Source organism: Kosakonia sp. H02, assembly GCA_030704225.1.
Taxonomy (GTDB): Bacteria; Pseudomonadota; Gammaproteobacteria; order Enterobacterales; family Enterobacteriaceae; genus Kosakonia.
This window is the reverse complement of sequence record CP131915.1, coordinates 602,723-615,852: the sequence shown is the minus strand read 5'-3', so window position 1 is coordinate 615,852 and position 13,130 is coordinate 602,723. Positions and strand designations below refer to the sequence as shown.

Here is a 13,130-nt window from a genome sequence, read left to right as displayed (position 1 = left end):
TTACTCCTAACTGTAAAAGCTTTGCGCCAGCGAGCCGACCAGCAGCTGCCAGCCATCCACCAGCACAAACAGCATCAGCTTGAACGGCAAAGCGATTGTCGCCGGTGGCACCATCATCATCCCCAGCGCCATCAGCACGCTTGCGATCACCAGGTCGATAATCAGGAATGGAATAAAAATCGTAAAACCAATCTGAAACGCGGTTTTCAGCTCGCTGGTGACATACGCAGGCAGCAGAATACGCATCGGTACCGCTTCCGGGCCTTCAATCGGCGGGCTATTCGACAAACGCGCGAACAAGGCCAGATCGGCCTGGCGCGTCTGGCGCAGCATAAATTCACGCAGCGGCTGCGCGCCTCTTTCCAGCGCCACATCCACGGAAATTTTGCTTTCACTGAACGGCTGATAGGCGTCGGTATAAATCTTGTCGATAACCGGCGACATAATGAAAAAGGTCAAAAACAGCGCCAGCCCGAGCAGCACCTGGTTCGGCGGCGCCGACGGCGTGCCGAGCGCGTTTCGCAGCAGGCCAAAAACAATGATGATGCGGGTAAAGCTGGTCATCATCAGCAAAATGGCAGGTAAAAAGGTGAGCGAGGTGATAAAAACCAGCGTCTGCACCGGCAGGGACCAGGACTGGCCGCCGCCTGCCAGCGGCTGGCTGATAAGCCCCGGCAACTGCGCAAACGCGGCAGGTGCAACCAGCCACAACCCGGCCAGCGCGAAAGGTAACAAACGGCGCATCAGGATCTCCCGGAACGCTTAAGCAAATTCTTCATCACGGACTGGAAATCCACACTTTTCTCGTTCACGGCTTCACTGTCGACGGGTGCGGGAGGAAGTTTGTGCAACAGATTGATGTTGGTGGGCGTAACGCCCAGCACCAGGCGTGCATCTTCAACATCCACAATCACCACGCGTTCACGCGGGCCGACCGTGGAGCTGGCGGTCACTTTTAAACCCCGGCTGCTGGCGATTTTGCCCCCAAAGCCGAAGCGTTTGGCAAGCCAGGCCGCCATCAGGATCACGGCGATAATGCCAAACAGCGCGCCACTGACTTGCAGTAGTGGCGAACCGGAAACGGCGGACGGTTGAGAAACCGTAGCCTGTGTCTTCATACTTGCCTCAGCGGCTCAGACGGCGCATACGCTCGGAAGGGGTGATGATGTCGGTAATACGCACGCCGTATTTATCAGCGACGACCACGACTTCACCTTGCGCAATCAGATAACCGTTGATCAGGATATCCAGCGGTTCGCCCGCCAGCCCCTCAAGGGCCACCACCGAACCCTGCGTCAGACGCAGCAGCTCTTTGATGGTCATCCGCGTGCGACCCAGTTCAACCGTCAGCTTCACCGGGATATCCATAATCAGGTCGATATCCTGAACATTGCCGCCAGTATCGCCGCCGCCAAGCTGCTGGAACACGGTGTCTGCCGCGCTCTTGGTGCCTGGCGTGGTTTTTTGTTCGTTCAACGCGTCAGCCCACAGATCGTCCAGTGCTCCGCTGTTCTCATCGGACGGATTGTTAATATCACTCATTTGGGCTGTTCCTCATTCAGCGAATTCAAAATCGGGTTTATCAAGTGCTCAACACGTAACGCATATTGTCCGTTGACCGTACCGTACTGGCTGGTAAGCACCGGTACGCCGTCGACATGAGCAATAATGCGATCGGGTTTCTCTATCGGCAGCACATCGCCGGGTTTGAGCTTAAGTATCTGCGACAGGCGCAGGGGAATATCCGCGAAATTGGCAATCAAATTCAGCTCAGAGTGCTGAACCTGACGCACCAGATTGTCACGCCAGTTCTGGTCTTCATTACGAGAGTTTTCCAGCGGCGGGTTAACCAGCGTTTCGCGCAGCGGTTCAATCATGCTGAACGGCAGACAGATATTGAACTCACCTGTCAGGTTGCCGATCTCCACATGGAACGGGGTATTAACGACAATATCGTTGGGCGACGTGGTGATGTTGGTAAACTTCACCTGCATTTCAGAACGCACATATTCCACATCAAGCGGGTGAATCGCCTTCCACGCATCGCTGTAGGCTTCAAGGGCCAGTTTCAGCATACGGTTGATCACGCGCTGTTCTGTGTGCGTGAACTCACGGCCTTCCACCTTGGTCGGAAAACGCCCGTCGCCGCCAAACAAGTTATCCACGGCAATAAACACCAGGCTTGGCGAGAACACGAACAGGCCGGTGCCGCGCAGGGGTTTCAGGTGGATCAGGTTAAGGTTGGTGGGAACGGGTAAGTTACGCGCAAACTCATGGTAGGGCTGAATGCGGATCGCGCCGACGGTGATATCCGGGCTACGACGCAGCAGGTTGAACAACCCCATACGGAACTGACGCGCGAAACGTTCGTTGATGATCTCCAGCGCCTGCAAGCGTTCACGAACCACGCGGCGCTGGGTATTCGGGTCATAGGGGCGAATATCGCTATCGGCGCCCATTCCCGGTTTAGGATCATCACTCTTATCGCTGTCGCCGTTGAGCAGCGCATCGATTTCTGCCTGAGAAAGAATACTATCGCCCATGTCTTTACCGCAAAATGAAAGCTGTATAAAGAACGTCAGTGACTTCCTGTTTCGGTTGTCCTGGCACTAATGGCGTTGCGATTGTCTCTTTAATCGCGGTAGCAAGATTCTGCTTGCCCTCGTTAGTCGCGAGCTGATTAGCGTCCTGACGTGAGAACAGCAACAACAAGCGGCTACGCACTTCCGGCAAATATTCGCTCAGTCTTGCGCGCGTCGCGTCATCTCTCAGACGCAGCGTAATGCCGACGTAGAGCACCCGGTCAGCGTCACCCAGATTCACCGTAAAGGTATCCAGTGCGAAGAAAACAGGCGCTGGCGGTGGCGGCGCTTCCAGTCTGGCATCAGCCGTATGTTTTTGTTGCATACGCCAGTAACTATAGCCAGCAGTGGCGCATGCCGCGAGTGTGATTAAAACCAGCAGCGGGATCCAGATCGAGCGCTTGCGTTTTTTGTTGAGGGCGGAGTCAGTCATCTGATACGGGCTTCCTGTTAACAGCTTATGCGGTGATTATCCCGTGTCCTGCTCCGGTCAAAGGGCGGAAAAGACGGGGATAATCATGCTACCTCTGGCGTTTAGGCAAAGATGTCGACCGCGCCGTTACCGCGAGCCGCAGATTGCAGGCTTGCCGGGGTAATGATTGCCTCACCATCATCGCTGCCAAAACGTTCGCCGGAACCCGAGTGTGAAGCCTGTTGCTGCTGGGAAGATTGCTGTTGCTGGCCCGCAAAACTTTCGCTGCTGATGTTGCTCTGACCCAGTTGGATCCCGCTTTCCGCCAGCGACGTGCGCAGCATCGGCAGGGCGGCTTCCAGTGCCTGGCGAACATGACTGTGGGCGGAGACCATCTGCAACTGCGCCTGGTTATCCTCAAGCTTGATGGAGATTTGCACCTGGCCGAGATCTTCCGGGTGCAGGCGCAGCTCCGCGCTCTGCTGGCCCTGACGGGTAAACAGCGTCACATGCTGGCTAAGATTCTGCTGCCACTCGTGGCTGCCGAGCGGCGCGCTAAGCACCGGTGCGGCAACCGGCGCGCTGGCATGCGCGGCGCTCACAGAGGTGGTGACTGGCGCAACGCTTGCGGTGGTATTGGTGGTTTGCAGCGCGGCGGTGTCGTTATCTTTTTTCACCGCGAGCGTAGCGGCGAAGTTTGCCGTTTGCTGGCTATCGTCAGCCACGTTAAGGGCAGCGGCATTCGCCGCATCACCTTTCACGCTGGCACGTGGCAGGTCGGCATCGGTGGCCTTCGACAACGCGCCATTGTTCAGCGCGCGGTTAGCCGCCGCTGCAACATCGACTTTGCCGCTGGCGGTGGTGGGCTGTGCGGTTGCGGTTAATTGCGCCGCTTGCTGGTGCGGCAACATCGCCATTAAGGCGCTCAGGCCCGCCAGCTCATCACTTTTGCTGTCGCTTTTCTCATCGCTGGCACTGGCTTTCGCCATTTTGCTTAACGCGGCCAGTACATCGGTTTTAGCGGCGGGTGTCAGGCCAGCAAAAAGTTTCTGCATCTCTTCACTGCTTTCGGATGTGGCAAGGGCATCGCCTTTCGCGGCCTGGCGCGCCAACAGGTCGGCCAGCTTCTGTGCCGGCGTCTGTTGTGCTTCGTCGCCGGTCGCAGCAGCCAGATTGCCTTTGGCGAACTTGCCGTTTAAGGCCGCCGCCTGGAGATCGGCCAGGGTCAGGGGCGCGTCACTCTCCTGGCCTTGCACGCCGGACATGGCGCCGGTCAGCAGGGCGAGGAAATCCTGGGCGGAATCGCCGCCCGCTTTGCCCGCCTGCACACCGGTAGTCGCGGCGTCATCAGTTGGGGTAACTAACAATTTTGGCAAGGTGATCATTCTGTTTTCCTCAGTGACGCTCGCTGTGCAAACTCATCCATTTTTTTCTGATCGAGACGGTTTTCCGCCAGCAGTGCTGCGGCGCTTTGCCGGTCCTGCAAGGTTTGCCAGGCCTGTAAGCGCTGTTTCTTTTCCCGCCAGCAACCGAGCGCGATATCAACCTTCTCGTTCCACTGCGCCAGTTGCTGTCGATGTTGATCAATGGCTTTTTCCAGCGTCTGAATAAACTGCTGATAGTTCTGCCAGCGTTGGTTATCAATCCCCTGGCTCATGGTGTTATTCAGGCTGCTGCGGTATTCGTGCTGATAATCCATCAGCATCTTTAACTGTTCTTCGGCTTGCTGGCAGGCGCGGCGCATTTCACCGAGTTTCAGTGCTGCGTCTTCAACCTCTTTTTCTGCCAGATCCTTTAGCGTCGTTAATGCGCTGTGTTGCGTCATAAAGTCAGCTCTCCACTACCTCAGACCGTCGGGAAGATAAGCTCTAAAGCCTGCATCGAATCTTCCCACCCGGCACGTTCGAAAATGCCCTGTTGCAGGAAAGCTTCCAGTTGCGGCCATAACGCAATGGCTTTATCCAGCATCGGGTCGCTGCCGCGCGCGTAAGCGCCGACGCTGACCAGATCGCGGTTACGCTGGAAGCTCGACAGCAACTGTTTAAAGTTGCGGACTCGCGCGTAATGTTGTTCGGTAATTAACGCTGTCATTGCACGGCTGATCGACGCTTCAATATCAATCGCCGGGTAATGACCGGCCTCCGCCAGACGGCGGGACAACACAATGTGTCCATCAAGAATGGCGCGTGCGGAGTCAGCAATCGGATCCTGCTGGTCATCGCCTTCGGTGAGCACGGTATAAAACGCGGTGATCGAGCCGCCGCCGTGAATGCCGTTGCCCGCGCGTTCCACCAGCGCCGGTAATTTGGCGAAGACAGAAGGGGGATAACCTTTGGTTGCTGGCGGCTCGCCAATCGCCAGCGCGATTTCACGCTGCGCCATGGCATAACGCGTCAGGGAGTCCATAATCAGCAGCACATGCTGACCGCGATCGCGGAAATCTTCAGCAATGCGCGTGGCGTAAGCAGCGCCCTGCATACGCAATAACGGCGAGACATCCGCCGGGGCGGCGATAACAACGGATCGCGCGCGACCATCGGCCCCGAGGATGTTCTCGATAAAATCTTTCACTTCACGGCCACGTTCACCAATCAGGCCAACAACAATCACATCTGCCTGGGTGTAACGCGCCATCATGCCTAACAACACGCTTTTACCGACGCCGGAACCAGCGAACAGCCCCATACGCTGACCGCGACCAACGGTTAACAACGCGTTAATCGCGCGCACGCCGGTATCCAGCACGTGTTCAATGGCGGTACGTTGCAGTGGGTTAACCGGTTGGGTGATTAATGCGCCCGTTTCGCCGGTATCCGGGGCGGGCAGGCTGTCGAGGGGTTTGCCCGCGCCGTCCAGCACGCGACCCAGCAGGGCAGGGCCGAGGGGCAACTGTTTACTGCTCTGTAAACTATCGCCCAGCGCACTGCGGGCATAAACGCGTGCGCCGGGCAAAATGCCTTCGACTTCTTCAAGGGGCATCAGGAACAGGCGCTGGCCGTTAAAGCCGACCACTTCGCTTTCTACTTCGCGCGTTTCCAGCCCGTCCTGACGCTCAATAATGCATGTCGCACCCAGCGGCAGTTGCAACCCGGTCGCTTCCAGCACCAGCCCCGTTGCGCGGGTCAACCGGCCATAACGGCGCACAGACGGCAGTTGCGCCATCTTTTGCTCAAAGTTATCGAGCGTGGTCAGCCAGCGGGTTAAACGTGCAGTCATTAAACGACTCCGGGTGCCGCCAGACGGCACAGTTCCTGCCAGCGCGTTGCCACGCTTGCATCTAAATCGCCTTCATCGGCGGAGACTTTGCACCCGCCCTGGTGCAGCGTCGGGTCACCGCGCAGACGCCAGCCGTGCAGGCTGAGGGTCGCGCCAAGCATCTCTTCCACGCGCTGCAAATCGTCCGGGTGAACGCGCAACTGCGGTTTGCCACTAAACAGCGGCTCTTGTTGCAACAGCATCTGGATCTGTTTGATAAGCGCATTGCTGTCCACCACCGGCGTATGGCCGAGCACCTGACGCGCGGCTTCCAGCGCCATCTGCATCAGGCGTGAGGCGATAACGCTATCCAGCGCATCCAGCGTGTACTGGAATTCACTCACCAGTTGCTGCATCCGCGCATGGATCGGCGCCTGCTGCTGGCGGGCCTGGTTCAGACCCTGTTCCATGCCCTGCGCCAGACCTTCCTGAAACCCGGCGTCATAACCGGCTTTACGCCCTTCGGCAAGACCCGCGTTATAACCGGTTTCGTGGGCCTGCATCTGGATTTGCGCCAGCTGCTGCTGTTGCTTTTGTTGTTCGGTTAATTCGTCGTCTTCTTCATCTTCGCCGCCCACCAGGGTGGACGGTTTTTCCTGCGCCATCAGGGGCGCGAACTCGGCAGCCAGCGGGAACGCCAGGTCGTCAGGCGTCCACACCTTCCACGGCAAATCGTTAGACATAGGTATCCTCGCCGCTGCCAATTACCATCTCGCCGGTCTCCGCCAGACGGCGAACGACAAGCAGAATGGCTTTCTGTTCGTTTTCCACCTGGGACAGGCGTACCGGGCCACGGTTGGCCAGGTCGTCGCGCAGGATATCTGCCGCACGCTGCGACATGTTGCGCAGGAACTTGTCGCGCAACGGTGGCTCTGCGCCTTTGAGGGCGATAAGCAGGGATTCGGAATCCACTTCCTGCAACAGACGCTGGATAGAGCGGTCGTCGACCTCCACCAGGTTTTCGAACAGGAACATCTCGTCGATAATTTTCTGTGCCAGCTCGCCGTCGAACTCGCGAACGGCGGTAATAACCGCTTCTTCCTGCTGGGTCTTCATCAGGTTGATGATTTCCGCTGCCGTTCTCACGCCGCCCATTTTGCTGCGCTTGAGGTTCTGGCCGTCGAGCAGGTTGTTCAGCACTTCGGTCAGTTCTGCCAGCGCGGCAGGCTGCACGCCGCCGAAGGTGGCGATACGCAGCATCACATCGTGGCGCATACGCTCATCGAACAGCGCCAGAATATCGGCGGCCTGCGAGCGTTTGAGGTGCACAAGAATGGTGGCGATAATCTGCGGGTGCTCGTCGCGAATAAGGTCGGCTGCGCTCTGCGGCTCCATAAAGTTGAGTGTTTCGATGCCGCTGGTGGTATCGCGTGTTTCGAGAATATCTTCCAGCAGGCTGGAGGCACGCTCTTCGCCGAGTGCCTTCACCAGCACGGAACGCAGGTAGTCGTTGGCGTTGATATTCAGCGCCGCGAACTGTTCTGCTTCGTTCTCGAACTCCTGCAATACGTCCATCAACTGCTTGTTGGAGATCTGACGTACGCCAGCCATCGCGGTACTCAAGTGCTGGACTTCGCGGGCGGAGAGGTGCTTAAACACCTCTGCCGCGCGGTCTTCGCCAATGGTCATCAGCAGGATGACGCTTTTGTCCGTTCCGGAAAGATTATTGCTCATGTTCGTTACTCATCCACTGGCGAATGACCAGCGCCACGACGCGCGGATCGTTATCTGACATTTCGCGAATACGCTGGCTCATCACCTCAGCGCTCAGGCGCTGGTTAGAACGGCGCTGCTGTTGCTGCTCGTCTTTGCTGAGGCGGACTTCCACGGACTCTTCGATTTCTGCCCGCGCTTGTGCCGCTTCCTGAGCCGCTTTCGCTTCTTCCTGACGGCGTAACAGTTGCGGACGAATCGCTTTACGCCACAGCAGCCATGCCACCAGCAGTACCAGTAACCAGCGTCCTGCGGAGATCAACTGGTCGATAAACGACTGTTGCTGCCAGAACGGGAGCTGACCACCAACATCATCTGTGGCGTTGAACGGTGAGTTCACCACGTTCAGGCTGTCACCGCGTTTTTCGGTGTAGCCCATTGCTTCGCGGGTCAAATCTTCAATCTGTTTCAGTTGATCGGCCGTCAGCGCGGCGGTTTTGCCATCGGCCAGCGTGCGGTAATTCACCACTACGGCAACCGAGAGGCGCTGAATATCACCAATGTTCATTTTGGTGTGGCGAATGGTGCGATCGACTTCGTAGTTGTTGGTCTCGTTGTGCGTGGTATTACGCGGGCCGCTTGTCGCCGTGTTGGTGCTGGTCGTCTGTTGGCCTTGCTGCGCCTGACCCTGCGCATTTTGTTGGCCATTCTGCTGGTTCGCAGGCGGTGTTGAGATCGGCGCGGTGTTTGCCGGCGCCGGCTGGTTCGAGAGCGCGCCCGGTACGCCGCCAGGATACTGGCCGCCAATCTGCTCGCTGCTGTTAACCTGGCGAGAACGCAGTACTGCCTGCGCCGGATCGCCGCCGTTCGGCGTGTATTGCTCTTCGGTCTGCTCTTTGTTGGCGAAATCAAGCTGCGCGGTGACCTGCGCGTGAACGTTGCCGTTACCGACAATCGGGCCGAGGATGGCTTCAATGCGTCGCTGAATACGGCTTTCAACGTCGGCGGTATATTTCAGTTGCGCGTCATTCAGGTCACGACCGGCCACGCCGGATTGCGTCAGCAGACGACCACTTTGATCGACCACGGTCACGTTGCCCGGCGGCAGGCCCGCAACGGCGCTGGAGACTAAATGCACCACGGCGCTGATCTGGCCGTCATCAAGGGCACGGCCCGGCTGCAAATTCACAGTAACCGACGCGGAAGGGGATTTTTGTTCACGGACAAATAATGAAGGTTTCGGCATCGCGAGGTGAACGCGCGCGCCTTTGACCGGACCCAGGGTTTCAATGGTGCGGGCCAGTTCGCCTTCCAGCGCGCGCTGGTAGTTCACCTGCTCGCTGAATTGACTGATACCGAATTTTTCCTGATCCAGCAGTTCAAAGCCCGCCGCGCCGCCTTTCGGCAAACCCTGCTGGGCGAGACGCAGGCGCAACTCGTGCACCTTGTCGGCAGGCACTTCAATTGCGCCGCTCCCGTCAGCAAAGCGGTAGGGGATATTCATCTGCGTTAACTGGGTAACAATCGCGCCGCCGTCCTGATCGGACAGGTTGCTATAAAGGGTGCGATAGTCAGGCGATTTCGCCCACAGCACCATAGCGACAACAATGGCAACGGCAGCGGCTGCGGCCACCATCAAAGGAATTTTGGGGTTCGCGCGTAAGCGGTTGATCCACTCAAGAGATTTATTCTGCGGTGCAGTTGTTGCAGTCGCACTCATTGCGCACCTCGTAACTCTGGGTGGGTATTGTTATTTGAGTTGTGAAACAAAACAGACTCCCGGGTCGGCAAACTCGACAAATGTCCATTAACATGGCGATGCCATTATTTGATGAAACGGATTTTTCTATGCCTCAAATAACCTGGTTTTTTGCTGCTATTTACCGCCATTATCCCATTGACAAACTGGTAACCTTGTCCAGGTATCAAACCATCCGGGGAAAATAATGGCTATACAGGGCATTGAGAGCGTCGTCAGTCAGTTGCAGGCAACTGCCGGGATTGCGCGCAATCAGAGCGTGGAAAGCGAACCGACTATCAGCTTTGCCGGGCAACTGCATGCGGCGCTGGATCGCATCAGCGACACGCAAAACGCCGCGCGTACCCAGGCAGAAAAATTTACGCTCGGCGAGCCGGGCGTGGCGCTGAATGACGTGATGACCGATCTGCAAAAATCATCTGTCTCGTTGCAAATGGGGATTCAGGTGCGTAACAAACTGGTGTCTGCTTACCAGGACGTGATGAATATGCAGATGTAACTCGACGCGCGAGCACGAAAAAAACCAGGCCGGAAGAATCCGCCCTGGTTTTTTTACGTTTATCTGTTCGGGGTCTATTTCTGAATCAAATAGCGAATGGTTGGCCCGTCTTGCTGGATATCCAGCACCGTGTAGCCGTGGTTACGCGCATCCAGCGGAATATTGTTAATCGACTGCGGGCAATCGCTCACCACTTCAAGGATTTCGCCTTTTTTCAACTGCGGCATCGCTTCAAGCGTTGCCACCGCCGGGTACGGGCAGGGTTCGCCGCTCATATCGAGGCGGTAATCAGGCACTATGCTCATGCGGTCTCCTTAATGGTGGTGGTAGTTGCACGGCGGCGGAAGAACTGTTTCTCCCAGCCAACGACAAACAAAAACGCGGCCAGTAACAGCAGATAGGTCACCAGCAAACCGCCGAGCGGGCCGAAGGTGTTCAGCAGGTTGATTTTGTCCCAGTTTGTGGCGAGCGCCGGGGAAATGTCATCCCAGAAGTACGCCAGAATAGTTGAGCCAATCACGTTGCCGAGACCGACCCACCAGTAATGTACCTGGCCTTCAACAGCGCGGTACATCCAGCCAGTTTCACAGCCGCCCGCCAGCACAATCCCGAAGCCGAACAGCAAACCGCCAATCACCGCGTTTGGCCCGGCCCACATGATTTTCGCTTCCATCCCCAACTGCACATAGCTGAAGATACCGATGGCGCTCGCCGCCATGCCGAAGATGATTGCTTTTGCCATCATCGTGCGCCCGGTTATCCACATATCGCGAAAGGCGGAGGTAAAACAGATTTGCGCCCGCTCAATCAGCAAACCAAAGCCAACGCCAAACAGCATCGCCAGCCCCAGTTTCGGCTGGTTCATTGCCGTCAGTAACGCCCAGCCGACCATCCCGGCAAACACCAGCATACCGAGGCGAAAACGGCGTTTCGCCTGGGAAGGCTTTTGCGTCAGCGGTGAGGCGGCAGAGACTTTCTGCATTTTCACCGGAATACGAAACAGCGGCAGCAGGGTGAAGCGCGCGCCAAACCACGAGCCAATCGCCGTGGCGATAGCGAAAAACCACGCATGCAGGGAGAACTGCGGAATGCCGGTAAAGAACGCTGCAAGGTTGCAGCCCATCGCCAGGCGCGCGCCAAAACCGGCAATGATACCGCCGATAATCGCCTGGGCAATGCGGATGCGGCTGTGCGGGAAACGCAGCTTCACATTATTGGCCCACAGCGCGGCAGCGAAACAGCCGCCGAACATGCCAATAATCATCATGCCGTCGATGCGTGTCAGCGGTGTGCCATCAAGATGAATAAGTTTGTAGTAGCCCCACTCTTCGGTATGCACGCCCGCCATCTGCAAAAGCTGACCGCCCCAGCGGGTAAATTCGCCGGTGACCGCCCAGAAAGTGCCGGTAATACCAAAATAATAGGTAGAGAGAATGCCCGCCGCGATAACCGCCGGAACAGGTGACCAGAACGTTATCAAAAAGCGGTCTTTGAAATGTTGCCATGACATAGGAATAAACCTCTGAACTCAGAAGGTGGAAAAGTCTTACAAAGAAGGCGGATGATACACGTCCGGGGGCGAAAACCGATGCACAAAACGGTAAAAACCTGGTGCAGATCAAACTTAACCGCGCAGGCGAAAGGGTGGCGATGCGCGGGCTTTAATGCCACAATCGTTTCTTTTCGCGAGCAGGATAAAGAATGAAAAAGCGAGTGATTCTCGGCGCGATGCTGCTGCTGAGCGGTTGTGTTCAGGTGGATAATTATCAGGCGGTGGTCAAACACCCGGCACCGGCAGGATTAGCGGGTTACTGGCAATCAGCCGGGCCGCAGAGCAGCCTGGTCAGCCCGGAAGCGATAGCCAGCCTTATCGTTACGCCGCAGGGTGACACCCTTGATTGCCGCCAGTGGCAGCGGGTGATTGCCGTACCGGGCAAACTGATGCTGGATGGCGATACCTTTTATAACGTGACGCAAAAACGCGACGTGTACCGCCTGAGCCGCGAAGATAACATCCTCGAGTTCGACGGACTGACCCTTAAGCGCGTGGACGCCCCGACCGTAGAGTGCCAGCAAGCGCTGGAAAAAGCGGGTCTGGATATCAACGGGTCATCAGAAAGCAGGAATTAACAGGAAAGAGAGCAAAGCGTGGCGGGTGAGGGGGAAACCGCAGCACCCGCCGCTAATGAGAGTCAGATCTCATTGGGGAACAGGATATTTCCAGAAAGACGTCCATATGTCGAATGTAGGTTATGTTGTCGGGAAGTTTGACCAACCAATGTCCTCAGCTCGTCCATTCGCTGGTTTAACAATTGTTTCAATATGACTTCATTGTCCAGAATCTGCTTGAGCAGGGGACGGATCTGCGCCTGCATATGCGGCGCAGCATCGGTCGAATCCTGGAATTGTGTCAATGACTCCACAGAAGTTACGTACCCCAGCTCATGTTCAATAAGTTCATCCCAACGCCCTTCCTTCGCGAGGCTAAGCATGGTACGGCTGGTAACCAACAGCTGCTGATAGTGGTGGAGCAACCCGAAATTTGCTTCCATTAGTAAGTGTCCCGCGCGTTTTGATTATTGGGGCCTATCTCTTTCCAGGCGTCAGCGATGTTGTTGAGCAACATCGAGACTTCATCAATGGCGGCGAGGTCATTATGGAGATTTGCCTGTAAAAGACGTCGTGTCATGTAGTCATAAAGACTGTCCAGGTTTGCAGCGAGCTCGCCACCGACTTTGTGGTCAAGCCCGGCGCGCAAACCATTAGTGATGATATTAATGGCCTTTGAAAGCGCCTGTCCTTTACCGGGAATATCTCCCTGTTCAATCAGGATCGCGGCCTTTTTCATGGCGCTTAACGCGCCATCAAAAAGTAACACCACGAGTTGATGTGGGCTTGCACTCAGGACGGCGCTTTCGACGCCGACCTGAGCATAAGCCTGAGTTCCCGATTTCGTATACATGTCCAACC

Annotated in this window: 17 protein-coding genes; 2 read left to right on the top strand and 15 right to left on the bottom strand. The window is 56.7% G+C overall.

The annotated features are described in order from the left end of the window. Positions 1-6: 6 nt before the first annotated feature. The 11 genes from fliP to fliF form a co-directional block, all read right to left on the bottom strand. Positions 7-744: a flagellar type III secretion system pore protein FliP gene (fliP, locus tag Q5705_02965; protein ID WLI77542.1), complete on the bottom strand. Its 738-nt coding sequence runs from the start codon at positions 742-744 to the stop codon at positions 7-9. Then, positions 744-1,118: a flagellar biosynthetic protein FliO gene (gene fliO, locus Q5705_02960; GenBank protein ID WLI77541.1), complete on the bottom strand. Its 375-nt coding sequence runs from the start codon at positions 1,116-1,118 to the stop codon at positions 744-746. The genes fliP and fliO overlap by 1 nt, the downstream gene beginning before the upstream one ends. 7 nt (positions 1,119-1,125) lie before the next feature. Beyond that, positions 1,126-1,542 (bottom strand): flagellar motor switch protein FliN, encoded by a 417-nt coding sequence (fliN, locus tag Q5705_02955; GenBank protein WLI77540.1) that lies wholly within the window; start codon positions 1,540-1,542, stop codon positions 1,126-1,128. After that, positions 1,539-2,543 carry a flagellar motor switch protein FliM gene (gene fliM, locus Q5705_02950; GenBank protein WLI77539.1) on the bottom strand — a complete coding sequence of 335 codons (1,005 nt, stop codon included), beginning with the start codon at positions 2,541-2,543 and terminating at the stop codon, positions 1,539-1,541. Before fliM ends, fliN begins: the two co-directional genes overlap by 4 nt. 4 nt (positions 2,544-2,547) lie before the next feature. Then, the gene (gene fliL, locus Q5705_02945) at positions 2,548-3,015 is read right to left on the bottom strand and encodes a flagellar basal body-associated protein FliL (GenBank protein WLI77538.1); all 468 of its coding nucleotides are present in this window, start codon (positions 3,013-3,015) and stop codon (positions 2,548-2,550) included. A 101-nt stretch (positions 3,016-3,116) separates the two neighbouring features. Beyond that, positions 3,117-4,379 (bottom strand): flagellar hook length control protein FliK, encoded by a 1,263-nt coding sequence (fliK, locus tag Q5705_02940; protein ID WLI77537.1) that lies wholly within the window; start codon positions 4,377-4,379, stop codon positions 3,117-3,119. Then, the gene (gene fliJ, locus Q5705_02935) at positions 4,376-4,819 is read right to left on the bottom strand and encodes a flagellar export protein FliJ (GenBank protein WLI77536.1); all 444 of its coding nucleotides are present in this window, start codon (positions 4,817-4,819) and stop codon (positions 4,376-4,378) included. Before fliJ ends, fliK begins: the two co-directional genes overlap by 4 nt. 20 nt (positions 4,820-4,839) lie before the next feature. Then, positions 4,840-6,210: a flagellar protein export ATPase FliI gene (gene fliI, locus Q5705_02930; GenBank protein ID WLI77535.1), complete on the bottom strand. Its 1,371-nt coding sequence runs from the start codon at positions 6,208-6,210 to the stop codon at positions 4,840-4,842. Continuing rightward, positions 6,210-6,932, bottom strand: a complete 723-nt coding sequence (fliH, locus tag Q5705_02925; GenBank protein ID WLI77534.1) for a flagellar assembly protein FliH — start codon at positions 6,930-6,932, stop codon at positions 6,210-6,212. Before fliH ends, fliI begins: the two co-directional genes overlap by 1 nt. Beyond that, positions 6,925-7,923 carry a flagellar motor switch protein FliG gene (gene fliG, locus Q5705_02920; protein ID WLI77533.1) on the bottom strand — a complete coding sequence of 333 codons (999 nt, stop codon included), beginning with the start codon at positions 7,921-7,923 and terminating at the stop codon, positions 6,925-6,927. The genes fliH and fliG overlap by 8 nt, the downstream gene beginning before the upstream one ends. Further along, positions 7,913-9,622: a flagellar basal-body MS-ring/collar protein FliF gene (gene fliF, locus Q5705_02915; GenBank protein WLI77532.1), complete on the bottom strand. Its 1,710-nt coding sequence runs from the start codon at positions 9,620-9,622 to the stop codon at positions 7,913-7,915. Before fliF ends, fliG begins: the two co-directional genes overlap by 11 nt. A gap of 223 nt (positions 9,623-9,845) precedes the next feature. Between fliF and fliE the strand changes: the two genes are divergently transcribed. After that, positions 9,846-10,160: a flagellar hook-basal body complex protein FliE gene (gene fliE, locus Q5705_02910; protein ID WLI78954.1), complete on the top strand. Its 315-nt coding sequence runs from the start codon at positions 9,846-9,848 to the stop codon at positions 10,158-10,160. A 74-nt stretch (positions 10,161-10,234) separates the two neighbouring features. Here the strand turns inward: fliE and yedF are convergent, their stop codons facing one another. Both yedF and yedE read right to left on the bottom strand, forming a co-directional pair. Continuing rightward, the gene (gene yedF, locus Q5705_02905; GenBank protein WLI77531.1) at positions 10,235-10,465 is read right to left on the bottom strand and encodes a sulfurtransferase-like selenium metabolism protein YedF; all 231 of its coding nucleotides are present in this window, start codon (positions 10,463-10,465) and stop codon (positions 10,235-10,237) included. Further along, on the bottom strand, positions 10,462-11,670 hold the full coding sequence (gene yedE, locus Q5705_02900; protein WLI77530.1) for a selenium metabolism membrane protein YedE/FdhT: 1,209 nt from the start codon (positions 11,668-11,670) through the stop codon (positions 10,462-10,464). Before yedE ends, yedF begins: the two co-directional genes overlap by 4 nt. Positions 11,671-11,861: 191 nt before the next feature. Between yedE and yedD the strand changes: the two genes are divergently transcribed. Next, positions 11,862-12,290 carry a lipoprotein YedD gene (gene yedD, locus Q5705_02895; GenBank protein WLI77529.1) on the top strand — a complete coding sequence of 143 codons (429 nt, stop codon included), beginning with the start codon at positions 11,862-11,864 and terminating at the stop codon, positions 12,288-12,290. Between the two features lie 62 nt (positions 12,291-12,352). Here yedD and fliT read toward each other — a convergent pair whose 3' ends face one another. Continuing rightward, entirely contained in the window at positions 12,353-12,712 is a 360-nt protein-coding gene (gene fliT, locus Q5705_02890; GenBank protein WLI77528.1) for a flagella biosynthesis regulatory protein FliT, read from the bottom strand. Next, on the bottom strand, positions 12,712-13,122 hold the full coding sequence (gene fliS / locus Q5705_02885) for a flagellar export chaperone FliS (protein WLI77527.1): 411 nt from the start codon (positions 13,120-13,122) through the stop codon (positions 12,712-12,714). The genes fliT and fliS overlap by 1 nt, the downstream gene beginning before the upstream one ends. Positions 13,123-13,130: the final 8 nt, after the last annotated feature.